Annotated in this window: 21 protein-coding genes; 6 read left to right on the forward strand and 15 right to left on the reverse strand. The window is 56.0% G+C overall.

Annotated elements, in window-relative coordinates:
• Window positions 1-121 precede the first annotated feature (121 nt).
• The 3 genes from OHL19_RS19090 (at window position 122) to OHL19_RS19100 (ending at window position 4,289) form a co-directional block, all read left to right on the forward strand.
• Window positions 122-1,450 carry a beta-propeller fold lactonase family protein gene (locus tag OHL19_RS19090; protein WP_263359421.1) on the forward strand — a complete coding sequence of 443 codons (1,329 nt, stop codon included), beginning with the start codon at window positions 122-124 and terminating at the stop codon, window positions 1,448-1,450.
• A gap of 125 nt (window positions 1,451-1,575) precedes the next feature.
• Window positions 1,576-2,859, forward strand: coding sequence for a lactonase family protein (locus OHL19_RS19095; RefSeq protein WP_263359422.1), 1,284 nt, complete (start codon window positions 1,576-1,578; stop codon window positions 2,857-2,859).
• Between the two features lie 182 nt (window positions 2,860-3,041).
• Window positions 3,042-4,289, forward strand: coding sequence for a lactonase family protein (locus OHL19_RS19100; protein ID WP_263359423.1), 1,248 nt, complete (start codon window positions 3,042-3,044; stop codon window positions 4,287-4,289).
• 263 nt (window positions 4,290-4,552) lie between these two features.
• On the opposite strand, the gene OHL19_RS19105 is transcribed toward OHL19_RS19100, so the two are convergent.
• The 14 genes from OHL19_RS19105 to OHL19_RS19170 all read right to left on the reverse strand — a co-directional run bounded on the left by OHL19_RS19105 (window position 4,553) and on the right by OHL19_RS19170 (window position 19,808).
• Window positions 4,553-5,647 (reverse strand): acyltransferase family protein, encoded by a 1,095-nt coding sequence (locus OHL19_RS19105; protein ID WP_263359424.1) that lies wholly within the window; start codon window positions 5,645-5,647, stop codon window positions 4,553-4,555.
• Window positions 5,648-5,703: 56 nt separating this feature from the next.
• Window positions 5,704-6,408 carry a UMP kinase gene (pyrH, locus tag OHL19_RS19110; protein ID WP_263359425.1) on the reverse strand — a complete coding sequence of 235 codons (705 nt, stop codon included), beginning with the start codon at window positions 6,406-6,408 and terminating at the stop codon, window positions 5,704-5,706.
• Window positions 6,409-6,527: 119 nt separating this feature from the next.
• On the reverse strand, window positions 6,528-9,272 hold the full coding sequence (locus OHL19_RS19115; RefSeq protein ID WP_263359426.1) for a glycoside hydrolase family 2 protein: 2,745 nt from the start codon (window positions 9,270-9,272) through the stop codon (window positions 6,528-6,530).
• Window positions 9,273-9,364: 92 nt separating this feature from the next.
• Window positions 9,365-10,198, reverse strand: coding sequence for a glutaminyl-peptide cyclotransferase (locus OHL19_RS19120; protein ID WP_263359427.1), 834 nt, complete (start codon window positions 10,196-10,198; stop codon window positions 9,365-9,367).
• A 124-nt stretch (window positions 10,199-10,322) separates the two neighbouring features.
• Window positions 10,323-11,153, reverse strand: coding sequence for an oxidoreductase (locus OHL19_RS19125; protein WP_263359428.1), 831 nt, complete (start codon window positions 11,151-11,153; stop codon window positions 10,323-10,325).
• A gap of 12 nt (window positions 11,154-11,165) precedes the next feature.
• Window positions 11,166-11,999 carry an SDR family oxidoreductase gene (locus OHL19_RS19130; protein ID WP_263359429.1) on the reverse strand — a complete coding sequence of 278 codons (834 nt, stop codon included), beginning with the start codon at window positions 11,997-11,999 and terminating at the stop codon, window positions 11,166-11,168.
• Between the two features lie 146 nt (window positions 12,000-12,145).
• Window positions 12,146-12,766, reverse strand: a complete 621-nt coding sequence (locus tag OHL19_RS19135) for a TetR/AcrR family transcriptional regulator (protein WP_263359430.1) — start codon at window positions 12,764-12,766, stop codon at window positions 12,146-12,148.
• A 101-nt stretch (window positions 12,767-12,867) separates the two neighbouring features.
• Complete coding sequence (locus OHL19_RS19140; RefSeq protein WP_263359431.1) at window positions 12,868-13,530, reverse strand: translation elongation factor Ts; 663 nt, start codon at window positions 13,528-13,530, stop codon at window positions 12,868-12,870.
• 121 nt (window positions 13,531-13,651) lie between these two features.
• A complete protein-coding gene (gene rpsB / locus OHL19_RS19145) occupies window positions 13,652-14,530 on the reverse strand; it encodes a 30S ribosomal protein S2 (protein WP_263359432.1) in 879 nt (292 codons plus the stop codon).
• 160 nt (window positions 14,531-14,690) lie between these two features.
• Complete coding sequence (gene rpsI, locus OHL19_RS19150) at window positions 14,691-15,086, reverse strand: 30S ribosomal protein S9 (protein ID WP_263359433.1); 396 nt, start codon at window positions 15,084-15,086, stop codon at window positions 14,691-14,693.
• A 58-nt stretch (window positions 15,087-15,144) separates the two neighbouring features.
• Window positions 15,145-15,579 carry a 50S ribosomal protein L13 gene (rplM, locus tag OHL19_RS19155; protein WP_263359434.1) on the reverse strand — a complete coding sequence of 145 codons (435 nt, stop codon included), beginning with the start codon at window positions 15,577-15,579 and terminating at the stop codon, window positions 15,145-15,147.
• Window positions 15,580-16,180: 601 nt separating this feature from the next.
• Complete coding sequence (locus tag OHL19_RS19160; RefSeq protein WP_263359435.1) at window positions 16,181-16,699, reverse strand: Uma2 family endonuclease; 519 nt, start codon at window positions 16,697-16,699, stop codon at window positions 16,181-16,183.
• 78 nt (window positions 16,700-16,777) lie between these two features.
• Window positions 16,778-18,310: a sensor domain-containing diguanylate cyclase gene (locus OHL19_RS19165; RefSeq protein ID WP_263359436.1), complete on the reverse strand. Its 1,533-nt coding sequence runs from the start codon at window positions 18,308-18,310 to the stop codon at window positions 16,778-16,780.
• A 169-nt stretch (window positions 18,311-18,479) separates the two neighbouring features.
• Window positions 18,480-19,808 carry a sugar porter family MFS transporter gene (locus OHL19_RS19170; protein WP_263359437.1) on the reverse strand — a complete coding sequence of 443 codons (1,329 nt, stop codon included), beginning with the start codon at window positions 19,806-19,808 and terminating at the stop codon, window positions 18,480-18,482.
• A 303-nt stretch (window positions 19,809-20,111) separates the two neighbouring features.
• Between OHL19_RS19170 and OHL19_RS19175 the strand changes: the two genes are divergently transcribed.
• From OHL19_RS19175 to OHL19_RS19185, 3 genes are all read left to right on the forward strand, one after another.
• On the forward strand, window positions 20,112-21,266 hold the full coding sequence (locus OHL19_RS19175) for a DUF481 domain-containing protein (RefSeq protein ID WP_263359438.1): 1,155 nt from the start codon (window positions 20,112-20,114) through the stop codon (window positions 21,264-21,266).
• A gap of 216 nt (window positions 21,267-21,482) precedes the next feature.
• Window positions 21,483-24,200, forward strand: coding sequence for a glycoside hydrolase family 3 C-terminal domain-containing protein (locus OHL19_RS19180; RefSeq protein WP_263359439.1), 2,718 nt, complete (start codon window positions 21,483-21,485; stop codon window positions 24,198-24,200).
• A 139-nt stretch (window positions 24,201-24,339) separates the two neighbouring features.
• Window positions 24,340-25,407, forward strand: coding sequence for a LacI family DNA-binding transcriptional regulator (locus tag OHL19_RS19185; protein WP_263359440.1), 1,068 nt, complete (start codon window positions 24,340-24,342; stop codon window positions 25,405-25,407).
• Window positions 25,408-25,445: 38 nt separating this feature from the next.
• Here OHL19_RS19185 and OHL19_RS19190 read toward each other — a convergent pair whose 3' ends face one another.
• On the reverse strand, window positions 25,446-26,198 hold the full coding sequence (locus OHL19_RS19190; protein WP_263359441.1) for a lysophospholipid acyltransferase family protein: 753 nt from the start codon (window positions 26,196-26,198) through the stop codon (window positions 25,446-25,448).
• Window positions 26,199-26,211: the final 13 nt, after the last annotated feature.

Below are 26,211 nucleotides of genomic sequence, written 5' to 3' on the forward strand. Positions count from 1 at the left end.
AGAAACTATGCACAATGGCCCTGCGCCTTTTACAATGCAGCGAGGGACCCCATCCCCACCCAGCTCTGCTGCGGAACATGAAACCTGACGGCTTCAGGCTGGATCAGGACGAAGGAATCGCATGAAGTTCAGGAAATTCGGCAAGACAGTGCTGACCGCTGCCCTCAGCTCGGCAATCGTATTCAGCCTCAGCTCTTGCGTTCGGAGTTTTACCGTAGGCTATCTGTATGTAACCGGTACGGTGACGGCGACCCCCTCCGGCAACGGAATCGTCACTGGATTCAAGATTGATAACAACACCGGCAACCTGCGGCCTCTGGACGGTCTGCCAGTTTCGAGCGGCGGCGCCAATCCAGTCCGCGCAGTCCTGCTGTCCGGCGGCAACTTCGTATACGTCCTGAACCGCGGCACGACCGCGAGCGGCGGCCCGAACTGCACCACGACCGATCCCTGCCAGAATTCGAACATCCAGGAATTCGTCGTCGGCGGCAATGGCATCCTGACTCCGCAGGAGACTTTCTTTACGCAGGGCCGCAACCCGTTCCGCCTGATCTCGGACACGACGGGCAAATTCCTTCTCGCCATGGATCATGACGCGCCTGCCTCGACCTATTGCCCCAGCGTTGGCGCAACTTCAGGGTCCTGCGGTGACATCACGGTGTTTGCGATCGATCCGAGCACTGGCCGTCTTTCGCTGGTGACGAACGCTCAGCTCACTTCATCGTCTGGCTCGCAGGTGACCTACTTCCCGATACCGGCCAGTCCTGTCGACTTTACGATGGCTTCGGGATTTGTTTACACCCTGGCTGGCGCTCCGGGCACACCGCAGACCTACTATGCCTACACCTACAATTCGACCTCTGGCCAGTTGGCAACGACGCTGAACAGCGCTACGGCAGTCAACAATGGCGAAGGTGCACAGATGAAGCAGGGTACGGCGATCATCTTTGCCGGCGGCAGAATCTACATTCCTGACGTCGAGCCACTCTCTGCGAATGGCGTAACCAGCCCCAGCCAGATTGTGCCGCTCACCATCAACACGACGGGCGCACTCGGCTCCCTGGTCGGCGGTCCGGTACCGAACGATCCGGCTGAGACTGATCCGATTTACCTGATCATCGAGTCGAAGGGCAAGTTCCTTTACGTGGCCAACCAGCAGGGCGCCAGCACGGCAACCGGCGCAGGAATCGCAGGTTTCACCATCGATCCGTCGTCCAGCCAGTTGAGCGAAACTCCCGGTTCTCCGTGGGGCACGGGTGCAAATCCGCAATGCCTGCTCGAAGATCCTTCCGCTCAGTACATCTACACGGCCAGTTCCGACAGCTCGTCGGTTACCGGCAAACTGCTTGATCCCATCTCCGGCCAACTGGACGCAATGCGCGGCAGCACTGGTACATTCGCACTCAAAGGACCAGCGAGCTGGTGCGTAGCAACAGGCCGTACAAACTAGTCTGATTGTTTGTGCCTCACCTTCCCGGAAGGGCCCGCCTCAACCGCGGGCCTTTCTGCTAACAAATCAACCTGGCAGATCTGCTCCATAGGCCGATTTGCCATAGTCAGCATTGAAGGAAACGCATGAAGTTCGGCAAAGTCGGCCAGGTTGGACTGGTCTCCGCCATCGCACTTGTAGTGGCCACCTTGTTTACCGCCTGTGGCAACACCCTTACCGTTGGCTTCATGTTTGTGCCGACGAACAACCTGACGCCCGGTCAGATCGAAGTTTACGAGGTTGACTCGGAGTCAGGCTCGCTACGGACCATCCCGACCTCGCCATTCCCTTCCGGCGGCCGGGATCCCATCGCTGAAGCTACCAGCCCGGACTTCAACAATCTTTATGTCATCAACGAAGATGACAACAACATTGTTCAATTTGGCATCGGTACAGACGGCAAGCTTTATCCGCAAAGCACGATCAATACTCCGGGATCGTTTCCTATGGCCACGGCCATGAACACTGCGGGTTCGTATCTTTACGTGGTTGATACGCTGCAGCCTATTCCCGGATGCAGCCTGACCAATGCTTGCCCAGGCGACATCGCGGCTTATGCCGTCACCTCGACTGCGACTTCTGCTACTGCCGGTTCGAATGGCGCAGGATCGCTGGGTCAGGTTTGCAGCGCGCCTTCTTCCGGAACGCCTACCTGCACTGTTGGCAACCCGGTCATCAACTCCAACGGCCAGGGTTACCTGCCGTTGCAGCTCACGCCCACCGACAAGACAACGGTGCTGACACCGACAGCGGTCAACGTGCTGACGAATGGCAACTTTGTCTACGTCACTGCGTTCAACGCCTCGACCAGCCTGGGTTACCTCTTCAGCTTCTCGGTCGGTGCAAACGGCACGCTTTCTCCTCTGAACGGCGGTCTTCCGGTCAATATCGGTGCGCAGCCGGCTGCGATCGTCAGTGACGCCGCTGGTCAGTTCGTTTACATTGCAGACGAGCTCAAAAACGCCGTTTCGACCTATGCCGTCAACAGCGATGGCAGCTTGAGCCTGAAGAGCATCGCAAGCACAGGCAACCAGCCGACGGCGCTTACCATGGACAGCACAGGCAAGTTCCTCTACGTCACGAATGCCTCGGACGGGAACGTCTCCGGCTACACCGTGAGCAACGGCACGCTGACCAACACTGGTACTTACGCTGCCGGTTCTCAGCCAGTGGCTATTGCAATTGACCCGCGCCATGTTGGTTTCCTCTACACTGTCAACTTCCTTGGAAGCAATCTCAACGGCTACCAGATCGATCCAACAACGGGCGTTCTAAACAATGCACAGCAGTCTCCATACGCATCTACTGTGCAGCCGACTGCCATTGCTGGCATCCCGCACGGTGGCATTACGACTGCGGCTAAGGAATAACGATGACTCCGGTTGCAAGGGCGCGTCTAAACAACGAGCCCTTCACCGCAAAGCAGCAGTTCAGGTTTTAGGCATACTTCTCAGGAACTAGCCCAACGCCGTCTTGAGCTTTTACAATCAAGACGACACAACTTAACCAGTTTCTTACGGCCATATGCTATGGCCCACGATGAAGGAAGCGCATGAAGTTTAACAAAGTCGGCCAAGTAGCCCTGGTCTCAGCCACCGCTCTTATACTGGCCAGCGCGTTTACCGCGTGCAATCCCGTAACCATTGATTTTCTTTTCGTGGCTGGCGACAACAACAGCACTGTGAAAACTCCAGTTGACGGCCAGATCCAGACCTTTGAGATCGACCGCGTCTCAGGCGCGCTCAACATCGTGAACTCGACGGTTTCATCGGGCGGAATTACCCCTGTTTCTGAAGCGGTCTCCACGGACTTCAAAAATTTCTATGTCGCGAACCAGGGCGACAGCACATTGGTTCAGTTCGGCATTGGCGGCTCTGGACAACTGACTTCGGTCAAGACGACTACGATGAGTGCTGAAGGCAACACGCCGGTCGCCATCACGATGAATGCTGCGGGAACGCTGCTCTTTGTTGCGAACCGATATCAGCCAGGTTGCAATGTGGCCACTGACGGGGCTGAGACCTGCAATGGCGGCGCGCTGGCGGTCTTCCCTGTCGGGTCGGACGGTACTCTGGGCGCTTCTGTTTCCAACGGTAGCCTGAACTATTGGCCGGTAGGCATCAATCCTACCTCTGTGAATTCCCTGGCAAACGGAACGGCGGCATATGTCTCCACATATAACCCGACTTCCGGTATTGGTTTCATGTACGGTTTCTCATCTTCTGCTGCGGGCGCTCTTACAAGCATTGCCGGTACCTCCAATATCAGCGGCAAGCCGTTCCCCTCGGGAGTCAAGCCGGTTGCAATTGCGAGCGATCCTACCAGTCGCTTTGTCTACGTGACGGACTTTGCTCAGAACGAATTGATCGCCTTCAGCGTGCTGGATGGCGGCGTACTGAATCCTCTAATCAATGGACCGTTCAAGACGGGCAACCAGCCCTCGGCGATCACGGTTGATCCGCGCGGCAAGTTCATTTACATAGCCAACGAGCTTGACAACACGGTCTCGGCCTACAACATCGACCTGTCGACCGGCACGCCATCGGCCGCGGTCAACACCACCGGCAGCACGACCAATACCACGGGCACACAACCTGTCGCTATCCTGGTCGATAACGCTTACGGCCGCTATGTTTACACCGCCAACTTCCTGGATAACTCGCTTACCGGCTTCCTGCTGAATTCGAGCACCGGTACGATCACCACGACGCAAAGCGGTCCTTACCCATCCGTAAATCAGCCCGTGGCAGTCGTTTCTGTCCCACGCGGCAACCACTCTATTCAGGTCGTCCAGCCGTAAGCTGGAGGTACTCTGGAAGGTCAGAAAGGGCAACCCGATCGGGTTGCCCTTTTGCTTTGTCTGACGCTGCTTTGTCTGATGAAGGACGGCTGTGATACACGGGAGCACATCTCCCCGGAGTATCGGCCTTGGGCTTGCACAGGACCGTTGACCGCTGTGGATGCATGACTCTGGTGGATGGCTCTGGCAGATAGCTCGGGCAGATAGTGCTGATGAGTGCCTGCGCGGTTCAGGTTTACATGCAGCGGGCCGGAGAAATACCTCTAGGCGCCCATCCAGCGACGGAGGAGCTTCTGAGCGGGCTTCTCTACCAGGTGAAGCGTCGCCAGTCCTAATGCGACCAGGATTGCGTAGCTGAGCCAGGGGTCGAAACGTGACAGGCCGAGCGCGGGAAGCAGGCCGCTCGAGTGCAGGATGTTCCAAAGATTGAAGTGGAGCAGGTAGAGGCAGTAGCTCGACTCCCCAACGAAGACGAATGGACGAAAGCTCAGTACTCGGGAAAGCAGATTCGTGCCTGCGAGCCCCAGGATCAGGCAACCGAAGAGCGGCATGAGCAGACCATCGTGAATCAGCGCGTAGGGCACCCGTGGGCCCTGTACCAGCACGGAGTAGATGCCGGCAAACCCAAGCAGCCCCAGACCAAGCCGCAAGAGGCCTTCGCGCGGTATCTCTTCATCCAATGAGGCCAGCAGTACTCCGAATACAAAGCTGGCGAGATGGGGCAGTGGCGTGAATTTGAGCGCCTGCAGCCAGACTCCGTAAGAAAAGCGATCTACCTGGGCGATTCCGTCGGGGTTGAACCAGGCGTAGAGTGCGCCAGGAATCAGTCCGACCGCCCATATCAGCGACAACCGTCCCAGATGTCCGCGCAGGCGAAGCGGCTTACGCAGGGCTGCAATCCACGGAAAGAGCACGTAGAAAAAAGCCTCAGCGGACATGGTCCAATCGGGCGTGCTCCAAAAGGTGGCAAGCTCCGGTACCCAGCCCTGCAGTAGCAGCGGCGTCAGGAGGATTCCGAGCCAGAACATTCCATTGGTATGCGCCTTGTATTCGCCGGGCAGAAGCTGCCAGGCCATCAGCAGGCTCAGCAAATAGACGGGATACAGGCGGGTGAAGCGCGCCTTCCAGAAGCGCACCTTGTCCAGCTTGCCTTCGCGGGCACGGCCGGCGTAGTTGTACGCCAGCACGAAGCCGGAAAGCATGATGAAGAAGCTGACTGAAAGGTATCCTGCGTTGACCACCGGAGCCAGCGGGCCAAACCAGTCAGGATTGGAGAAATGGAAGAAGACGATATTCAGAGCCGCGAAACAGCGCAGACCTGTCAGTGCGTCTAACCGGGCTGGCTTTGGAGCTTCCATTCGCAGTTAGACGCTAGTTATGAGATCGAGGGGTCAGTATCTTGTACGGCGATACATCAGGACGTAACAATCGACCCAACCTTCTCTCCAAGCGCGACCCGGCGGATGTTTCCTGGCTGGTTCATGTTGAAGATGATCATTGGCAGGTTGTTGTCCTTGCACAGGCTTACTGCGGTCAGATCCATCACCTTGAGGCCTTGTTTCAGGATCTCCATATAGGTGATTTCGTCGTACTTGACAGCGTCTTTGAAAAGCACTGGATCGGCGCTGTAGATGCCCTCAACCTTGGTGCCTTTCATCAACACATCGGCCTTTACTTCCATAGCGCGAAGCGAGGCGGCCGTATCGGTTGAAAAGAAGGGGTTGCCAATGCCGGCGGCAAAGATGACCACGCGGCCTTTTTCAAGATGGCGGACGGCGCGGCGGCGAATATACGGCTCCGCGATCTGGTCCATCGCCACGGCGGTCATCACACGGCATTGGACGCCGTGTTTTTCGATGGCATCCTGCAGAGCGATGGCGTTGATGACGGTAGACAGCATGCCCATGTTGTCGGCGCTGACCCGGTCCATCTCCTTGGCGTGCTCAGCTACGCCGCGAAAGAAATTACCTCCACCGACGACGATTGCGACTTCAACGCCAAGGGCGCGAACTTCGACGATTTCGTTGGTGATCTCAATGACGCGCTCTGCATCGAGGCCAAAACCTCTTTTGCCAGCAAGCGCCTCGCCCGAAAGCTTAAAAACGATCCGCTTATACATGCCTTTTTGAGTATCGCATACCGTCCACGAAATACCACTGGTATGAAAAGAACCAGAATCCGTCCAATCAGACCAGCCCAGAGCGCCCGCTTGTTAACGATCTGCGTCTTCGCGTGAACCTACTTCCACGTATGCGCCACGATGGGCAGGCCAGTTACCGGCCAGTGATCTACTTGCGCATTCGCATTGAGCACGACGGGCACCTGCGATCCGGTATCGGAAACACCTACGTTCCATCCATCGACCACCACAAACGGGGCTTCGCCTTTCAGATCTGCGGCGTCCGCCTCTACGGTGATCGTCCGGCTTTCGTTCGGTACCAGCGAGACGTAGTTATCGCTGTAATACACAGGGAGCACGCGATCCGTCCAAGGATCTGCTGAAGGATCGGCTGCATTGCTGTTGCCGGCTTTGCCGCGACGCAATTGCAGATGAGCCATGAGCGCTACCTGCGTTCCGGGGTTGTGCAGCGTAACGGTGATGTGCAGCTTGCCCTCGGCATCATGCCGGGTAGCCTTCGCCTCCAGCCTGATTGTCTTCAGCGAATTGAGCGCCTGTAGATCGTCTGGCCGCTCTGAAGTGCCACGCCAGTAGAAGTTATCCGACAGCAGCTTGCCATGTGCGTCTTTCAGCTCAAGTTTGACGAAGTTCACGTCTGTGAGCCCCTTCGGACGCTCCTCGGGGCCTACCAGGGATGCCAGATCGATTGCCGAGCTTGCAGGTCCGGTGACGGGCATCTCGCGCTTCATGACTTCTGTGCCGTCCAGATTGTAGATGGACGCATAGGCTATTGCGCCGGTCAGGACCTGTGGCAGATTGTTGATCACTTCGACGGAGCCGGTCAGTTCATTGAGCTGGATATGCACCATCTCTCCAGCCTTTTTTGCACCGAAGAGCGAAGAGTTGGCTTCGAGATCGTGGTGGTAGAACTGCCATACAAAGCTCGGCTGCGCAGGGTTGCTCATCCAGGTAATGATCGCGGTTGAGGGATTGAAGAGCTTCGCATTTCGTCCCTCGTACATGGCTCGATAGGCCTCGTAGTTTGCGAGTTGGCTCTTGCGCACGAAGTCGGCCATATTGGCCAGCTTGCCGTAGCGGTCTGCGAGCGTTTTGGGATAGGTGTCTCCGTGCGAAGCACCCCTGGCGAGATCATGCTCGGCCCAATCGTCGTTGATCTGCTCCCAATCCTTCTGCGGCATCATGCCCTGGAGCGACTCGATCGTCGGAATGGACGAGCTGCCAATCTCCGTCTTGAAAGCCTCAGTGAAGATGTAATACTCGCGTGGCGTACGCCACCAATATGGGCCGCCTGAGTTGACTCCTGCGCCGGATGTGGAGCTCGGCTGATAGCGACGCGTCGGTTCGAGCTCGGCCATCAGTATGCGGAGCTGATCGTCGATCTCCTTGGGCGGAAAGCCTTCATTGCGCGCGCACCAGATGGCGATGGCCGGGTGGTTGCGATAGCGCAGAATCTTATCGCGCACATTGGCCATATACGTCGGCAGATCGGTGGGATTCGGTCCATCGGATGGATTGGGCTGGAAGAACTCATCCCATAGCAGAATGCCGTACTTGTCGCACAATTCGTAGAAATCTTCGCCGGTGCTCTGCCCTACCCAGTTGCGAATCATGTTCATGTTCGCAAGCTGGTGCATGCGAATCTCGGCCTCAAGGCGCTCGCGTGGAATGCGCTTCATCGCCTCATCGAGGCCCCAGTCACCGCCTCGAATGAATACCTTGACGCCATTCACAGAGATGGTGAGGTTCTCGGAATCGGGCACAGAATACGAAATCTTGCGAACGCCGAATTGCAGCGTCTGTCCGTCGGAGATTTTGCCTGCCACGTCAAAGCTCAGATGCAGCGAATAGAGATTCTGCGGGCCGTATCCGTTCGGCCACCATAACTTTGGATTCAGCAGATGGAGCGCCTTGAACTCCGCCGGTTCGAACTTGACGATCTGTGAGGCATGAGGAGCGAGTTCGACTGATTTTTCTACAGAGACATCGCCAAAGCTGGCCTTGAAAACGCCCTTCTCCGCCTTGCCTGTAACATTTTCAACTGTTGCCGAAATAGCCACATCGGCAGAGTCTGTCCTAGGCAGTGGAAGGTCTGTGGTGACGAGCGGATCCTTGACGGTGACCGGACCGGTTGCAGAGAGAAAGACCTTTTCCCAGATGCCGGAATCCCTATCGCGAATCGCAGGAATCCAGTCCCAGCCGATAGTTGAAAGAAATGTCGGTCCATCGATTGCCGTGATGCCGCCATTGGGGCCGAGTCCGTTCGCGATGGTGTGCTCATGCGGATCGCCGGGATGGGGCTGGGGTGTGATCAGAACTGCCAACGCAGCCCGTTCGCCGGGCCGGGCCAGTTCGGATATGTCGAAGACGCCGCGCTTGAAAGCGCCCGTCATCGAGCCGATCTTCTTGCCATTTACCCACACATCGGCGGAGTAGTTGATGCCATCGAAATTAAGCCAGACCTGTTGCCCTTTGTAGGCCACTGGCACCACAAAGGTAGTCCGATACCAGTACGAACTCTTGTTCAACGTCTCTGGAATTCTGTCAGGCCGATTGTTTTCGCCATAGAGCGGCTCGGGGTATACTCCGGCCTTTACCAGCGAAGTCAGCACCGTGCCGGGAACGACGGCGGGATACCATCCCTGCGACTTGTATTGGACTGAGGCGATCGCCGCACCCGCATCGGCACTGGCCTGGGGCACCTTGGCCGCGTCCTGCAACTTCCACCCGGACGAGAGAACGAATTGCTCCGGTTGAGATGTAGCAGCCACTGCGTGCGGAACAGCGAACAATACAAATGCAGCAGCCAGAACAACGAGCGATACTTTCTGAACAGAAATCCGCAAGGATGTACCCCTTCATTTCACAACATGTTTTACCGGAATAATCTTAACCGTTGGAGCATGACCTGTACCGCTGCAATCTTTGCGCAGCTTGATCATGGGCGGGGAGTGTGGCTCTTGCCCGCAGCAGGAACAAGAGGGGCAGAAGGATTTATGATCTTCACTTCAAAAATTCTGGGCCACTGCTTGCCTGTAACAAAGATTCGATCGCGCTGTGCGTCATAGGCAATCCCATTCAACACGGACTCACCATTGATTTTTTCGGTCTCTGGCAGGATGCCGGTGAAGTCGATCCAGCCAATAACGTGGCCGTCGCGTGGAGAGATTCTCGCGATCAAATCTGAGTGCCAGACATTGGCGTAAATCTCACCATGAATGTACTCCAGCTCATTCAGTTGACTGATGGATTTGTTGCCGTCTTTGACCGCGATGTGACGAATCTCTTTGAATGTCTCCGGATCGCGAAAACGCAGGATATCCGTGCCGTCACTGGTGATGATCTCTTTTGCTGTACGCGTCATGCCCCAGCCTTCGCCGGTATATGCAAACTGCTTGATCAGCCGAAGCGAGAAGCGATCGTAAACAAAGCAGATGTGCGATTGCCACGTCCATTCATACAGATTGGGGCCCCAATCTATGATTCCCTCGCCGAAGTATGGCGCAGGCAGATCACGGCGCTGCAACACCTTGCCGCTGTCAGGCTGAATGGCGAGCACTGCCGAGTGGCCTTCCAGCCCTGTTCCTTCATAAAAAAGCCCGTCGCGGTAGAACAGCCCTTCGGTATAACTCTCCGTCGAATGCGGATATGTTGCGACGATCTTGTAATGCGCAACTGGAGCAGCCGGACTGCAAGCCGGTAAGAGAATGGCACAGAGCGCAACAGCCCTGAATAACGATAACGATAGGGTGCGAACGGAAAAAGCGGTCATCGTGCTCCACGATAACAGAGCCTCCCCGCTGCAAGAAATCCGGCAGTCTCATGGCCGACGAGCAGCAAAAATCCCGAAGCAAAAACTTCGGGACTTTTACTGCGCCTGCATGTACAGCTCTGGTCTAAAAATCCGTTGAAAGGCTCAACTCGCGCCACTTCAGGTCAGACTCGGCACGAATTCTATCTCCCTGTTCTGCCGCACGTACCGCATCGCTGCCCAGGAGTAGTCGCAGCGGTGGTTCAGGCACGCTCGTAATGTACAGGATTGCCGCAGCAGCCTTTACTGGATCGCCAGGCTGCTTGCCGTTATAGTCGCGCTGGAAGCGGGCCGTCTTGCCTACCGTGGCATCGTATTCGGGACGCCCTTCGTGCAGTGCCGAGGAAGAGCCTGCGAAGTCCGTGCGGAAGCCGCCTGGTTCGATGATGGTGACTTGAACGCCGAGCGGCCCGACCTCTTTGGAGAGCACTTCGGAGAAGCCTTCTACGCCCCACTTCGCGGCTGCATAGGGGGCTCGCCCGATGGGCCCCAACCTGCCTCCAATCGAAGAGAACTGAAGGATATGGCCAGCGCCCTGTTGCCGCATGAGAGGGAGCGCCGCCTTGGTGACGTTGATGACACCGAAGAGATTCGTCTCAATCTGTGCGCGAAAATCCTCGATTGTCGTCTCTTCCACCGAATTTACATCGCCGTAGCCTGCATTGTTTACGAGCACATCCAAGCGCCCAAAGGCTTCAACTGCGACATTGATCGCATCCTCCGCGGCTTGAACGTTTGTCACATCCAGCGCAATGGTACGCACTTGATCGCCGTATTGTTTTGAAAGATCCTCAAGCTGCTCCGGGTTGCGCGCGGTGGCTACCAGCTTGTGTCCTGCTGCTAGTACCGCTTCGGCAAGAGCACGACCCAAGCCTCGCGAGCTTCCTGTAATCAACCATACTTTTGACTCTGACATTTGTAATTCCCTTCAGTTGGATTTCGCTTGAAACTGTGAGCGCATAAAGGCCATGTACTCGGCCTCCGATGTTTCACGACGCATTTTCACGAGTGGTTCAATATCTTTTGTCGCAACGTAGCGAAGCTGATCTGTTCCATCGGTCGTGGCAAGATAGATCACTTCCGCTACGTCGAGTTCAGTGGCGTGGCGATTGGCACGCAATCCGGCGAACAAAGCTGCGGCTTGCGTAGCGAACTCGTTGTAGTCTGCAATGGTCGAGTTCTGCACTGCTTCCAACTGGCTGCGCTTGCCAAAGTTTGTAGACAATACACCACCAGGCTCGATCATCTTTACCTGGATATTCTGAGAAGCGAGTTCGTAAGAGAGCGCCTCTGAAAAACCTTCCAGGGCAAACTTGCTTGCACAGTAAAGCGATAGAACTGGAAGCGCGAAGACTCCTGCGCCTGAGCCAATGTTGAGAATTACACCGCTCTTGTTGCTGCGGAAGTGCGGCAGGATGGCGCGTGTCGTATCCATCACGCCAAAGACATTTACGTTGAACTGCTGCAGCACCTTTTCGCGTGGAGTGGTTTCGAAGATGCCTGCCAATCCGAAACCGGCGTTGTTTACGAGCGCATCGATCTTTCCAAAGCGTGCGATGCCTGCTTCAATTGCAGAGGTGATGCTGGCTGCATCTTCCACATCCAGGCGTGTGATAAAGATGTTCGGATTGGATGCGAGCTCGCTTCCCGCGTCTGGGTTGCGCATGGTTGCGATGACATTCCAGCCCTGCTGTGCGAAGTATTGCGCCGTCGTCTTTCCGATGCCTGACGATGCTCCTGTAATCAAAACTGTTCGGCTCATCCTCAATCTCCTTTTAAGTTTTAAGTTTCCCAAACTATAGATCGAATGTTCGTTCTATTCGATTCACAAAAACATAGTGAACCCAAACAAGGTACGAACTGTATTTATTTTAAATCGAACGTTCGTTCTATTGCGAGAATAAACTATCAATCCGCAGCAATTGCCTTCCATATAGCTTCGGCAACCTTTTTCAAGGCCTCTGGTTTGATTGCGTCTTCCTTCTGGGCGAGTCGCGCGGCAAGATTAAATGTAAGTTCTTCAATGACAACCTTCGGTAGATCCCGCAACACTCCGCCCTTGCTCCTGGGCCGAAAGAGCTTCTCGTATTGCCGCCTGGCGATATTGAGCGCCTCATTATCCTGGTCTGGAGTTTCAATTGCATCCGACGAATTGCAGAAGGATGAGTTGAGATAGAGATCGAGGAACCTTGTCTCCCGGCTATGGGAACGATAAAAATTGTAAGCCCGAATCCACATGGAACAGAAGGCCTCTTTAGGAGTCAGATTCGGCGAATATTCTGCCAGCATCACATGCCTTTTTGCAGAGCGAATCTTCCTGTAAAGAGCGTGGATGATATCTTCCTTGCTCGGAAAATAATGATAGATCACGCCGGCGCTGGCGCCTGAGCGCTTCGATACCAACGACATCGGAGCGTCATGAAAGCCACGCTCTGAGATGAGATTGAGCATCGCGTCCAGGATAGCTTCCTTCTTATCTACCCTGGGAGGCGCGGCTTTCTCTATTTTTTGTATCTTGCTCGATTTCACAGGAAACCTCGAACGTTCATTCTACTGAAATGCTGGGCGATCCATGCAGGAAGGCCCGAAGCATTTGAGCTTCGGGCCTTGGGTGTAGCAATTGACTGCAATTACTCTGCGGCTGTTTCGATCAGCTTGGTGGTGGCAACGGTCCAGTTCGGATCGCCGACCTTGAAGCGTGCGAAGCGGCGTACGGTGATGTTCTCACCAAGCTTGCCGACCTTCTGCGCGATCAGTTCCTTGATCGAGAGCGACTGATCCTTGATGAAAGGCTGCTCAAGCAGGCAGACTTCTTCGTAGAACTTGGCCATCTTGCCCTCGGCGATCTTTTCTACTACCGCGGGCGGCTTGCCTGTGGCAGCAGCCTGCGCTTTGTAGATTTCGCGCTCGCGGTCCAGATCCTCGGGAGTAACATCTTCCGGCTTTACGAACTTGGGGTCCGTGGCCGCGATGTGCATCGAGATATCCTTCAGCAGGTTCTGAAAGTCATCGGTACGTGCAACGAAGTCGCTTTCGCAGTTCACTTCAAGCAGAACACCGATCTTGCCGCCTGCATGAATGTAGGTGCCTACGGCGCCTTCGTTGGTGCTGCGGGTGGCCTTCTTCTGCGCTGAAGCCATGCCACGCTTGCGGAGGACTACGAACGCCTCCTCGATGTCGCCCTTGGATTCCTGCAGGGCCTTCAAGCAATCGCCCATCGGAGCGCCGGACTTCTCGCGAAGCTCCTTGACCAGACCTGCGCCAATCTTTTCTTTTTCGGTTGCCGTCGTCATATTTTTCCCCTGTCCCTTAGATTCGTCTCTCGTCAGAAAGTCGCTGACGCAAGAAAAGCGTGGCACTTGTCAACAGGCGGCCACGCTTTCCTCATTGTGCGCGCTTAATGTGCGCCGAAGATTACAGTGCTGTTTCAGCCGCCTCAGGTTCTGCGTCAAGTGCCGAAACAACGCCCGGAGCCTTGCGAATTCCGCCGCCGAGTGCAGCCTCGAGATCGACTACGTCGCCAAGCTCTTCGCCGTCAGCCGATGCATCGATCGAAGAAACTTCCGCCGGTGTTTCGGCTTCTGCTACCTGCTCGAACTGCTTGTCGCCGACGAGATTCACGCCCTCGATCGCCGAATCGGAGATCTTGGAGGTGAACAGGCGAATGGCGCGAAGCGCATCGTCGTTGCCTGGGATCACGTAATCCACAACCGTGGGGTCGCAGTTCGTGTCCACAACGGCGACGACGGGGATGCCCAGCTTGCGGGCTTCGCTCACGGCAATCGCTTCGTTGTTGGAGTCAACGATGAAAAGCGCGTCGGGCAGACGCTTCATGTTCTTGATGCCGGCCAGATTGGCCTGCAGATGCTTGCGCTCGCGCTCAAGCTTGATGACTTCCTTTTTGGTCAGAAGTTCATAGCGTCCATCGGTCGCCATTTCGTCGAGTTCCTGAAGGCGCTTCACAGACTTCTGCACGGTCACCCAGTTGGTCAGCAACCCGCCGAGCCAGCGCTGGTTGATGTAAGGCATCCCCGCGCGGTTGGCTTCTTCGGCCACTGCATCCTGAGCCTGACGCTTGGTGCCGACGAAGAGAATCGTCTTGCCGCCAGCGCACAGGTCGGTGACATACTTCGACGCGTCCTTGAACATCTTGAGAGTCTTCTGCAAGTCGATGATGTAGATACCATTACGCTCGCCGAAGATGTATTCCTTCATCTTTGGGTTCCAGCGCTTGGTCTGATGCCCGAAGTGAACACCTGCTTCGAGCAGCTCCTTCATAGTGATAGTGGCCAATGGGGCTCCTTATATCGTTGCATCCGGGCTGACGTTCGTCTTGTCCGGATTAAGTTCGCTTACGCGAAGATTGTGGTACCTAGCCGAGAACTACTGCTTCCAGCCATCCAGCATAAAAACAAGCCGGACAGACTGGAAGCAGGCAGCTCGAAGCTGAAAGCTATCTCTTCGAGAACTGGAAGCGTGCACGTGCACCCTTCTGTCCGTACTTCTTACGTTCCTTCTGGCGCGCATCCCGCGTCAGGAGGTTTTCCGTCTTCAGCAGATTGCGCAGCTCAGGATTGAAGACCACGAGAGCGCGGGCCGAACCCATTTTCACGGCATCGGCCTGAGCCGAAACTCCACCGCCCTTGACCGTGGTGATTACGTCAAAGGTAGAAAGCAGCTCAGTCAATACCAGCGAACGCTTGGCAGCAACACGCTGCTGCTCGGTTACGAAATACTCTTCGTAGCCTTTGCCGTTAACCTTGAAAGCACCCGTTCCGGGGCGCAGAAAAACACGAGCGATCGCCGACTTGCGACGGCCCGTTCCGTAGTACTGAACCAAATCTGCCATGAACGTTTATTCTCTCCGGGGCTTCTGCAACCCCTAAAACCAGAATTCCTGAAAATTGTTATGCCTGAATCTCGAGCACTTCCGGCATCTGCGCTTCGTGAGGATGCTTGTCGCCGCGATAAACCTTGAGCTTTCCGCCCATGGCGCGACCCATCTTCGACTTCGGCAGCATGCCCTTCACTGCTTCTTCAATGATCTTTTCGGGGCGGCGATTCAACAGGCGCGTGAAGGACTCTTCGCGCAGTCCGCCGGGAAAGCCGGTGTAGCGGCGATACAGCTTCTGCTGTGACTTGAGGCCGGTCAACCGAACCTTCTCTGCATTGATGACGATTACGTGATCGCCCATATCAATGTAGGGGACATACTTAGGATTATTCTTGCCGCTCAGCACATTGGCTGCCTGGGTTGCAAGACGGCCCAGGGTTTTGCCACTGGCGTCCACCACAAACCACTTGCGGTTAATCTCTTTCGCGCTCGGAATATAAGTCGACATCTCGCTCCTACTTCTCAAATCCAACAAAAACTTGCGTGCCATGACCGAATGCAGCCATAAACCAGCACAATTTGCCCACGCCAAAAACGGCGGGGCCATTCCTGAAACCCACGGCTAAACAATCCTGTTCGCGTGAGATGCGCTGGACCCTTCCGGGTCTTTAACTTTCCGATCGGGCCTTGACATCTAACCAGGCTCGCCTCTGAAAGGTGGTGTATTTCTGCTTCAGCTTCCTGGGTTTTCTCTGAAAGCCAAGGGCGAGGTGCAAGCACATCGAGCCATTGCCACAAAAACCATAGAACGCTTAGAACTACTGTTCAGCAGACGCAACACCGCGCAAGGACTTCAGAATACCCGAATTGCAGCGCAGAGTCAACGGAATCGAAGGCCTGGTATTGGGTCAGTTTGGGGCAATTTTCCTTCCGGGAAAGAAAGGAGAAGCAGATTCCCTTCGGGAATGACAGCCAGAAGGGCAACGGCAAGGGCAAGGCAAGTACAACGGCAAAGGCCAGATAGACAGCGGCTAGGGCCAAAAGGACAGCGACAAAGCCGGTGGCTATCCCGCCAAGGGTGCGCCATACTCGGCAAGCAACATTTCGATTTACCTGCCCTGCGCGTTGATTTGGCTGAAGATGCCGTCTAATTCCACGTAAAGTGGCGCTCCGGTCACTGTAAGACGCTTTGCTTCAATCCAGTCCGGCCCTGAGCACATACGCCCGGTTCTGGTCTTTGGATCGACGATCCAGACTGTCTCGACGCCCATATCGCGGTAATCCTGGGCGCGTTCCTGCGTGTCGGAGTAACTATCATCCGGGGACAAAATTTCAATGACCAGCAGCGGCGGATCGGTCAAGATGTCTGGCTGTGGACCAGTCGCCAGAACAACCAGGTCCGGTATTCTGACCCTGCTCTGCGAAACCTGCACCCGTTGTTCTGTGCTGACCAGAACACCCCACTCATTCTCGTGGGTTCCGAACCAGATGGCCAAAAGTGCTTGAACCCTAGCATGTTCCCACTTGCCCACGTTCCGCTCCCGGATCTCACCGTCCACATATTCGCGATCAGGCCGATAGCTGGTATCGAGATACTCGCTCAGAGGGATGTGTGTGATAGCGCCCATAATTCGGGATCGTAGCATAGGTTCGCGTCCATTGCTTGCAGGATCGTCCCTATAAAGATCTTGCGGCAAGCCGCAAAGTTAGTCTGCATTCTGCCCGATCGTGTCGGAGACGCGCACCATATTTCGCCCCTCATGCTTGGCCCGATACAGGGCGTCATCCGCGGCCTTAATCAGCAATGTCTCGTCTGAAGAATTGTCCGGCCGGATCGTAGCTACCCCGACGCTGATGGTCACAATCCCCGGTTGGCGTGCAAAATGAGCGAGATTCGCATCCGCGACCGCCATTCGAATCAGATCTGCGATGATCACTGCTCCCTCAGCGCCTGCTCGCGGCAGAATCACTGCGAACTCTTCGCCTCCGTATCGTGCAGCAAGATCCGCACCTCGCAATGGAGCCTTGGCCAGAATCATGCCGATCGTTCGCAGGCAGGCATCTCCGGCCACATGCCCGTAATGATCGTTGTATAGCTTGAACTGATCCACATCGATCATCAGCAGGGAGAGATATCCATGCTCGCGGATGGCCCGCCGCCACTCGCGCGCCAGTTGCTTGTCAAAGGTTCTACGGTTGGCGATGCCGGTAATGTGATCGATCCCGGCGAAGGTGTCCGCCTCCTGGTAAGCCTGGGTCAACTCCTGTTCGAGCCGGTCTCGTTCTGCCAGGGCAGCCGAAACGGAGTATAGAACCACCAGCGAAACACACAAGAAGCATTGCAGCAGAAATATGCTGTGCAGCAGCGGGCCTACGTGCCCTGCCGAAGCAGTACGCGCTATCGGAAAAGGACCGCGGCCATGTGCCGTCAGGTAGGCTGCAGGCACAGCCATCAGAAACAGGCCAATGGCAGCGCCGGAGCTTCCCAGCCGGAAGATGGCCAGCACCTGCAGCGGGAAGAGAATAAAAACAATCGGAAGACCGTACTGCGCGAAGATTGCCACAGAGAGCCCGGTCAAGGCGAACAGGATTGCGATGGTTTCATACCGCTTGCCTGGAGCGAGCAACGACGTGAGCTCCTCCGGCTGAATCGCCAGCACCAGCGGGGTCATGATCGCAATTCCGATTGCATCGCCCACGAACCAATTCACGACGCCAAGAAAGCCCGTTGGATCGCCTTGCAGCATCCGTAGGAGCAGCACAACCAGTGCTGAGGACAGCGGAGCCAGCACCACGCCGATCAGAACAAACCTGCCAAGCGTGCGCAGCTTAGTCAAATCCGGCTGACGCCAACCGTCTCTAGCTAATAATGCCGCTGCCAGTGCTACCTCAACGGTATTGGCCGCCGCAAAGATCAGGGATCGTTCGAGTGGAAATCCGTATATCCGGTGAATGAGTACGCTGGCGACTACACCGCCCAACAGGTAACTGGCCCAGTTACGACGCGGCAGCTTTAGTAAGACTGCCAGCAGGATTCCGTTTGCGGGCCACAGTATGTCTGCCTGGGCTGGCGTTTGCCCCAGGATCACTCCGCCCCAGGACGCAACCAGAACCAGGAGCAACACCGCTAGCCAGAGCATGAGGGAGTCTGGCTTCTTCCAGAAGATCATGTACGTAAGAGCCGACCCCTGGCTAGATTCTTTCTCAGGGATGCTTTCTAAAAGAAGTTGCCCTTCCATGGTGCACCTCCGCGTCCGCAAGAAAGGCAAATCATAACCAAGCATTCTCATTCCGTCCATTTTTATCTGAGGACGAAACGTCTTTGATAACAGAGGCGCCTCCATGCCTCGTAACTACACTTTCTACCTAACTCTTTCTAACTATCTCTTCCTAACTATCCTTTCCTAACTATCCCTTTACCAGACGGCGCTGAAGAGCTTCCAATGTTTGTCCCTTGGTCTCTGGATAGAAGAACAGCACCACCACAAATTGCACTACAGTCATAGCTGCGAAGAAGACAAACGGAGCACCGCCAGACTTAGCCGCGAGGATTGGAAAAATAAGCGCAATCGCCGCGTTCATGATCCAGTGAGAACTATTGCCAACGCTCTGGCCTTTACTGCGCACGACGTTGGGGAAGACCTCGCCGATATAGACCCAGATCACCGCTCCCTGTGAAACGGCGAAGAACCCGATGTATGCGATCAATAGCCAGAGCAGCGCAGCCTGATGCGATTGCGTGAAGAAAACATAGGCTACTCCCGAGAGGCAAATTGCTGTTCCAGCCGCACCAATCAGCAGCAGCGTCTTGCGCCCGAGGCGATCGATCAAGGCCATGCCGATGAGGGTGAAGAGCAGGTTTGTCGCGCCAATCGCAATGGCCTGCACGTCTCCGGACATCTGACTGAAGCCTGCAGCGGCAAAGATATTGTTCAGGTAATAGAGAATGGCGTTTATACCCGCCAACTGGTTGAAGGCTCCGATGGTGATTGCGAGGAAAAGCGGGAAGCGGTATTTCGCCTGGAAGACCGGCTCGTTGGCAACGGCATGGCTCTCGCGCAGAGCCTGTTGAATATCGGCCAGTTCAGCTTCAGGGTTAGGGTCGCCCATCAGGCGCAGAACTTCCTTGGCCTCATCAATGCGGTCCTTTGAGACAGACCAGCGCGGGCTGCGGGGAATTCCAAACAGCAGCACCAGGAAGAGCAGAGCTGGAATCGCTGCGACTCCGAGCTGTACTCGCCATTCCAGCGGTCCGAGATGCAACAGGCGAATTCCGAAGTTGGAGGCATAGGCGAGCAGAATGCCGATGACGACGTTGATCTGGAAAGTCCCAACCATGCGGCCGCGCCATTTGGCAGGAGCGAGCTCCGTAATATAAACCGGGCCCAGCACCGAAGAAGCACCAATGCCCAGCCCTCCCAGAAAACGAAACGCCAGCAGGGCTGGCCAGTTCCACGCCAGTGCGCACCCCAGCGCCGAGATGACATAGAAGATCGCAGTAATCCGAAGCGTTTCACGTCCGCCAATCCACTGGCCGATTGAGCCTGCAAACATGGCTCCGACAACGGTGCCCGCAACGGCAATGAATACAGTGAATCCCTGCGTCCGATCCGTAAGGTGGTAGAGATGAGTGAGCGCTCCGATTGCTCCCGCTATCACTGCCGTGTCAAATCCAAAAAGCAGGCCGCCCAGTGCGCCACTGACGGTTGCCTTTACAAGATAGAAGTTGGGTCGCATCGCTCTCCCGTGGTCAAAACAGACGTTTCAGGAACATGGGCCATCATACATGCCGACTAATGGTGATGTACCGATTATGGAAACGATACCAAACCTTGCGGCAATGCGTTAACCCGCCACCGTGCCAGGTATGTTCTGACCATGGAAATTCTTTGAATTTGGGCCAATAAGTCCGGAAACTTTTAAATTCGTTCTAAAGTGGTCAACTTTGCACTCTTCTGCAAGTAGAATGCTCCAAGGCTGGCGGCACTATGCCTGATTGATCGATGTCCGTTGCCGCAGCCAGAAAGGAACTTTACTTTCGTGCGTTTTCTTAATCCATTTGCTCTTCGGCACCGTTCTGCCGCGCTCGCTGCCTCTCTTCCAATGATGGCTGCGCTGTTGCTTCCCACAGTTACGTTCGCCGACACGATCACGCTGAAGAATGGCGATCATCTCACAGGAACAGTTACCCAGCTTGCGGGTGGCAAACTCACCCTCACCACAAGTTATGCAGGCGATCTGACAATTACCTTTGACCAAGTAACAGACGTGAAGCTCGACAAGCCAGTTGTGCTCTCCAGAACGAACAAGGTCGGCAAGAAAACCGAGACTAAGACATCCAACATATCGGGCATCGAGCGCACGAACTCCGGTTTTACCGTGACGACGCCCAGTGGCACTGAGCCTGTGCCTGCTGCGGAGCTGACCACCCTGCGCACTACAGCCGGCGAACAAGCCTACCAGGCATCGCTGCATCCCGGATGGCTCCACGCATGGACAGGCGCGGCCAATGTCAGCTTTGCCCTGGCTCGCGGTAACAGCAACACGACGACTCTAGGCCTGGGAGCGGCGTTCACACGGCCTACCCCCACGGACAAGACATCGCTCTACTACAACGAGATCTACACGCATGATGGTCTGGCGGACGCAACGACGGCCAATAACAACTCTGCCGGTGCGCGGTACGACCATAACCTCAACCCCAAATACTTCGGCTTCGGCACTGGCGATTTCTATACAGACGCACTCCAGGAGCTGGACCTGCGTGCCGTTCTCGGTGGTGGACTTGGCTGGCATGCGATTGCAAAACCCAAGCAGCAGTTGGACATCCTCGGTGGACTTGTCTGGACGCATGAAAGCTACAGCGCTGTTCCTGCCAACGATACGACCACGCCAATTACGCCCGTGGTGCCGCCCCAGGTCAACAGTTTTGCTGCCCTCGATTTTGGAGAGCAGTACAGCCGCCAGATGGGGTCGAACAGCACCTTTACCGAACAGGCTTACATCTTCCCAAATCTAGCCGACACCAGCCAGTTCCGCTTCACTCTAAACAGCGTGCTGAGCACGAAGATCAAGTCTTTTCTCAGTTGGCAGACCGCAGTCAACGATGTCTACGTCACCAACCCTCCGTCCGGAACCAAGGATAATGACTTCATCCTGACGACCGGCCTTGGCTTCACCTTTAGCCGGAAATAAACAATCGGACAGGAGCGGGCAGGGAGAAACGATCTTTTCCTGCCTGCTCATGCCCAGCCCGGCTCCCGTGTGTAAGCAATAATCCTCTGAAATTTATAATTATCCTTAAGTAAAGCGATATATCTAGCCAAACTCCCCCCTCTCGCGTTACATTTCTTCCGATAAGTTTTTAAAACTATTTCGGTGCCAGGTCTTCGCAAGAAGGAGAACTCCACGATGAAATCCAATCGCTCGCTTACCCTGCTTCCCTATGCTGTCCTGCTGGGTGTTTTTGCATTGCCGTGCGCTGCGCAACAGCCCGACTATCTCAACACGCAACTGACGCCTGAGGCCCGCGCTCACGATCTTGTCTCCCGCATGACGCTGGATGAAAAAGCATCGCAGCTTGAGGACTGGGCGCCTGCGATTCCGCGCCTCGGCATCCCCGACTACCAGACGTGGAATGAAGCCCTGCATGGGGTTGCGCGCGCAGGGTATGCGACCGTATTTCCGCAGGCTATCGGCATGGCGGCTACCTGGGACCCGAAGATGGTGCATACCATGGGTGACATCATCTCCACCGAAGCGCGCGCCAAGTATAATCAGGCTCAGCGCGAGGGCAATCATCGGATCTTCTACGGCCTCACCTTCTGGTCGCCGAACATCAACATCTTCCGTGATCCTCGCTGGGGACGCGGGCAGGAGACCTATGGCGAAGACCCGTTCCTGACCAGCAGGATGGGAGTCGCCTTCGTCACCGGTGTGCAGGGAGATGATCCGGACCATCCGAAAGCCGTGGCAACGAGCAAGCATTTTGCCGTGCACAGCGGACCCGAATCGCAGCGCCATACTTTCGACGTGCATCCAAGCCAGCGCGATCTCGAAGAGACGTATCTGCCCGCCTTCCGCGCAACGGTCGTGGATGGCCACGTCAAGTCAGTGATGTGCGCCTATAACGCCATCGATACCTTCGCGGCCTGCGCCAATAAAAATCTTCTTCAGGATCATCTGCGCAAAGCATGGGGTTTCAATGGCTTCGTCGTCTCCGATTGCGCAGCCATCATGGACGTCTTCAACGGCCATAAGAACGCGCCTGACATCCTGCATGCCGCCGCGATCTCTATTGAAGCAGGGACTGATCTTTCGTGCAGCATCTGGGCGCCGGGATTCAACACGCTCGCCGATGCGGTCCGCCAGAAGGTCGTTTCAGAAGACCTGATCACGCGCTCCGCCGAACGCCTGTATACCGCGCGCTTTCAGCTTGGGCTCTTCGATCCACTCGGATCCAATCCGCTGGACAACATTCCGTTCAACGTAAACGACTCCGAAGCAGACAGCTTTCAAGCGATGAAAGCCGCAGAGGAAGCGATTGTTCTGCTCAAGAATGACGGCACGCTTCCCTTCATGGAGACACCTGCCAAAATTGCGGTCGTGGGCCCGGAGGCAGACCTGCTGGTCGGCCTGGAGGGTAACTACAACGGAGTTCCCCGCATGCCGATTGAGCCGATCGACGGCATTGTCGATCAGTTCCCTGGATCGCAGATTCACTATGCGCAGGGCAGCACCCTGGCCGAGGGGGCGAAGGTTCCAGTGCCGCGTACGGTCTTCAACAACGGCACCGGATTGTTGACCGAGTTTTTTGCCACTCCTGATTGGACGGGCCGTCCGGTAGCCACGCGCACCGAAGCTGGCATTCAGGACAACTGGGGCGATTCGCTTCCTGTCGACGAACTCGACACGCACACCTACTCCGTGCGCTGGAGCGGGGCTTTGGCTGTTCCCGCTGCGGGTCATTACACCTTCAGCATTGAGCCTGAGGATGCTTTTCCCTACTCGCCGAAGGATAGCTTCCGGCTGACGCTCGACGGCAAAGTTCTGGCCGAGGGCGACCTTCGTAAAAAGATTGATATCTCGGCCATGGGTAACTTCAAATCCGCTCCGGGAGCATCGCCCAGCGCGCCGCCGATCATGAACGGCAATGCTCCAGCCGTGGTCTCTGTCGACTTTGCCGACACCACTCCGCATGAGTTCAAGCTGGAATACAGCCACACCGGCGATCAGGCCGGCGGCGGACTCTATCTCAAGTGGGAAGCACCAGCCCAGGCCCAGCTCGATGAAGCCGTTGCTGCTGCTAAGAAATCCGATGTGGTGGTCGCGTTTGTCGGGCTTTCTCCGCAGTTGGAAGGCGAAGAAATGCCGATCAAGATTGATGGCTTTGCGGGCGGCGACCGCACCAAGATCGCACTGCCTGCAGCCCAGCAAAAACTGCTTGAAGCTGTCGCAGCAACCGGCAAACCAGTCGTCGTTGTGCTGATGAGCGGCAGTGCAGTTGCGCTTCCCTGGGCCAAAGATCACGCCGCTGCGGTACTCGAAGCATGGTATCCGGGCGAGCAGGGCGGAGCCGCGATTGCACGCACTCTTGCCGGAATTAACAATCCCGCAGGTCGCCTGCCTGTCACGTTCTATAACAGCGTGGACGATCTGCCCGCCTTTACCGACTACAGCCTCAAGGGACGCACCTATCGTTACTACACAGGCAAGCCGGAGTGGGGATTTGGTTATGGTCTTAGTTACTCCAGCTTCAAGTACGGGCCGGTGAAGCTATCCGCACCCAGCATTCAGGCCGGTCAACCTTTGAGTGCAACTGTCAGCGTCACCAACCTGAGCAAGATAGGCGGCGACGAAGTGGTCGAAGCCTACCTCAAGACACCACAGACTGAGGGACCGATCCACTCGCTGGCGGCCTTCCAGCGTATTCATCTACAGGCGGGAGAGACACGGGAAGTGACTCTTCATATCAATCCCCGCCAACTCTCCAGCGTCGATGACAAGGGTGAGCGCAGCGTGTTAGCCGGCAAATATCAGCTCACAGTAGCATCAACTCAACCCCAGGAAACGGCAGTCAAATCTGCTGCCGACTTCACCGTCACCGGTTCGCAGGCGTTGCCTCGCTAACCGCATCAACGTATCAAGGCTCATAAATGGGGATACCCGGATCTCGCAATTGAGATTTGGGTATCTTAAGTTGCCTCTCATCTTTGAAATGAGGTGCCATTTCATTGGCTACGGAAACAAAACAAGTTAGGATTATCCCGTGAGTCGCAAAGGTAGCCGCACAACCGTTCCCAGCAAACCCGATATTCGCACCGTGGCAGCATTGGCCAAGGTCTCGATTGCCACCGTCTCACGCACGATCAACTCCTCGCCCGCCGTCAGCCAGAAGCTATCGCAGCGCGTCTGGCAGGCCATCGAGCAGTTGAATTATTTTCCGAACACCCATGCGCGCAGCCTGGTATCAGGCCGCAGCCGCATTTTCGGCATCATTGTTGAAAACATTACCAATCCCTTCTTCCCCGAGCTTATCTCCAGCTTTGAAGAAATCGCCGTCGCTCACGGCTACGAAATCCTGGTCAGTTCCTCCAACATTAACTCCGCGAGCCAGCTCACCAGTTGCGTCCGGCGCATGCTTGAGCGCAAGGTCGAGGGCGTTGCGGTTCTGACCTTCGGCAGCGAGGAGTCGGTACTCGATCAACTCTCCATCCATAACATGCCGATTGTTCTGGCCGAGTTTCACCTTGACGATCCCAAGGTCAGCACGATCCTGCTCGACTATTCAGCAGGTATTCAGGCCGCCGTTCAGCACCTCGTCGGGCTTGGCCATAGCCGTATCGGATTTCTAGCCGGCCCACACGAACTCCACTCCGCCGTCACCCGCGTCAAGGACTTCCAGAAGTCCATGGCAGACGTTGGTCTCTCGGTCCAGAAGAGCTGGATCATCGAATGCGATCACACGCTCAAAGGCGGCGTTGTCGGGTTTGAAAAACTGACCGCGCTTCAAAACCGTCCAACTGCGGTCATCTGCTCCAACGACATGACGGCTATTGGAGTGTTGCGCGCTGTTTACATGACTGGCCTGCGCGTACCTGAAGATCTTTCCGTCATCGGCCTCGACGATATCGACTTTGCCGAGTTCACTTTGCCGCCGCTCACGACAATTCGCCTGTCGCGACAGGAGTTGGCGAAAGCCGCGTTCGATGCACTATTACTGCAGGCTGAGAATGCAGCCAATGGTCCGAACGCAGCACAAGTCATCCAGCGTGAGTTTCTGGTCTCGACCAGTTTGGTAGTCCGCGGCTCAACTGCCGGGCCCAGCCCCGACTAAGGTCGGACTAAGCCCCTACAAGGCGATGCAGGACTAAATCAGGCAACCCGGCGTTTCGTCGCGAACTCATACGAAGCATCGCGCCGTTCTTTTTCTCGCAGGCGTTGCACGGCATCATGACTTCGCCAGGCAGCCGTGCGCCGATCGGGAAAGACCTCCGCATCGCCAAACCGAACCACTGCTGTAAATCGCTCCGTTCCAAGAACCCTCATCAGGTGCGGGAAGAACGATTCATCTCCAAACCAGCAAAAGTGGCTCTCGGCAATATCCGCCGTCCATGGCTCGTAAAAGATTGCCGCTGGAATCACGGCCAGTCCCGCCTCGATCGCCGGTGCAAACAGCGTGGAGTGAAAGCGCTGTACTTCACTGCCATCCGTGCTTGTCCCTTCGGGAAAGAGCAGGACCGGCACCCCTGAGTCCAGCCGCAGCCCCATCGACTCTGCTGTATCCCACGCACTCAGACGGCTACCGCGATCGACGAAGATTGTTCCACCCAACCGCGCCAGGAAGCCAAATGCTGGCCAGGAGGCGATCTCGCTCTTCGCTACGAACGCGCATGGCAGAGCAGCACTGCAAATCGCGATATCCAGATAACTGAGATGGTTGGCGACAATCAGGGTCGGGCCATTCGGCAATGGGCCCTCGACTCGGTAGCGAATGCCCATGGACGCCAGCGTGATCCGCCCACAAAACTGCATCCACTCCGCCCGTTGATGCGGAGAGATAGGACCGCGAAGGCGCGTGAGACCGAAGCGCAGCCAGCACACCATGAAAGAAAGAAACAGGACCAAGCCGCTTCGCGCG

Origin of the sequence: Acidicapsa ligni (assembly GCF_025685655.1) — a bacterium.
GTDB lineage: Bacteria > Acidobacteriota > Terriglobia > Terriglobales > Acidobacteriaceae > Acidicapsa > Acidicapsa ligni.

What these genes read in the sequence shown, in the direction of transcription:
- OHL19_RS19090 (WP_263359421.1), top strand. Translation starts at nt 122, where the DNA reads ATGAAGTTCAGGAAATTCGGCAAGACAGTGCTGACCGCTGCCCTCAGC.
- OHL19_RS19095 (WP_263359422.1), top strand. Translation starts at nt 1,576, where the DNA reads ATGAAGTTCGGCAAAGTCGGCCAGGTTGGACTGGTCTCCGCCATCGCA.
- OHL19_RS19100 (WP_263359423.1), top strand. Translation starts at nt 3,042, where the DNA reads ATGAAGTTTAACAAAGTCGGCCAAGTAGCCCTGGTCTCAGCCACCGCT.
- OHL19_RS19105 (WP_263359424.1), bottom strand. Translation starts at nt 5,647, where the DNA reads ATGGAAGCTCCAAAGCCAGCCCGGTTAGACGCACTGACAGGTCTGCGC.
- pyrH (WP_263359425.1), bottom strand. Translation starts at nt 6,408, where the DNA reads ATGTATAAGCGGATCGTTTTTAAGCTTTCGGGCGAGGCGCTTGCTGGC.
- OHL19_RS19120 (WP_263359427.1), bottom strand. Translation starts at nt 10,198, where the DNA reads ATGACCGCTTTTTCCGTTCGCACCCTATCGTTATCGTTATTCAGGGCT.
- OHL19_RS19125 (WP_263359428.1), bottom strand. Translation starts at nt 11,153, where the DNA reads ATGTCAGAGTCAAAAGTATGGTTGATTACAGGAAGCTCGCGAGGCTTG.
- OHL19_RS19130 (WP_263359429.1), bottom strand. Translation starts at nt 11,999, where the DNA reads ATGAGCCGAACAGTTTTGATTACAGGAGCATCGTCAGGCATCGGAAAG.
- OHL19_RS19140 (WP_263359431.1), bottom strand. Translation starts at nt 13,530, where the DNA reads ATGACGACGGCAACCGAAAAAGAAAAGATTGGCGCAGGTCTGGTCAAG.
- rpsI (WP_263359433.1), bottom strand. Translation starts at nt 15,086, where the DNA reads ATGGCAGATTTGGTTCAGTACTACGGAACGGGCCGTCGCAAGTCGGCG.
- rplM (WP_263359434.1), bottom strand. Translation starts at nt 15,579, where the DNA reads ATGTCGACTTATATTCCGAGCGCGAAAGAGATTAACCGCAAGTGGTTT.
- OHL19_RS19160 (WP_263359435.1), bottom strand. Translation starts at nt 16,699, where the DNA reads ATGGGCGCTATCACACACATCCCTCTGAGCGAGTATCTCGATACCAGC.
- OHL19_RS19165 (WP_263359436.1), bottom strand. Translation starts at nt 18,310, where the DNA reads ATGGAAGGGCAACTTCTTTTAGAAAGCATCCCTGAGAAAGAATCTAGC.
- OHL19_RS19170 (WP_263359437.1), bottom strand. Translation starts at nt 19,808, where the DNA reads ATGCGACCCAACTTCTATCTTGTAAAGGCAACCGTCAGTGGCGCACTG.
- OHL19_RS19180 (WP_263359439.1), top strand. Translation starts at nt 21,483, where the DNA reads ATGAAATCCAATCGCTCGCTTACCCTGCTTCCCTATGCTGTCCTGCTG.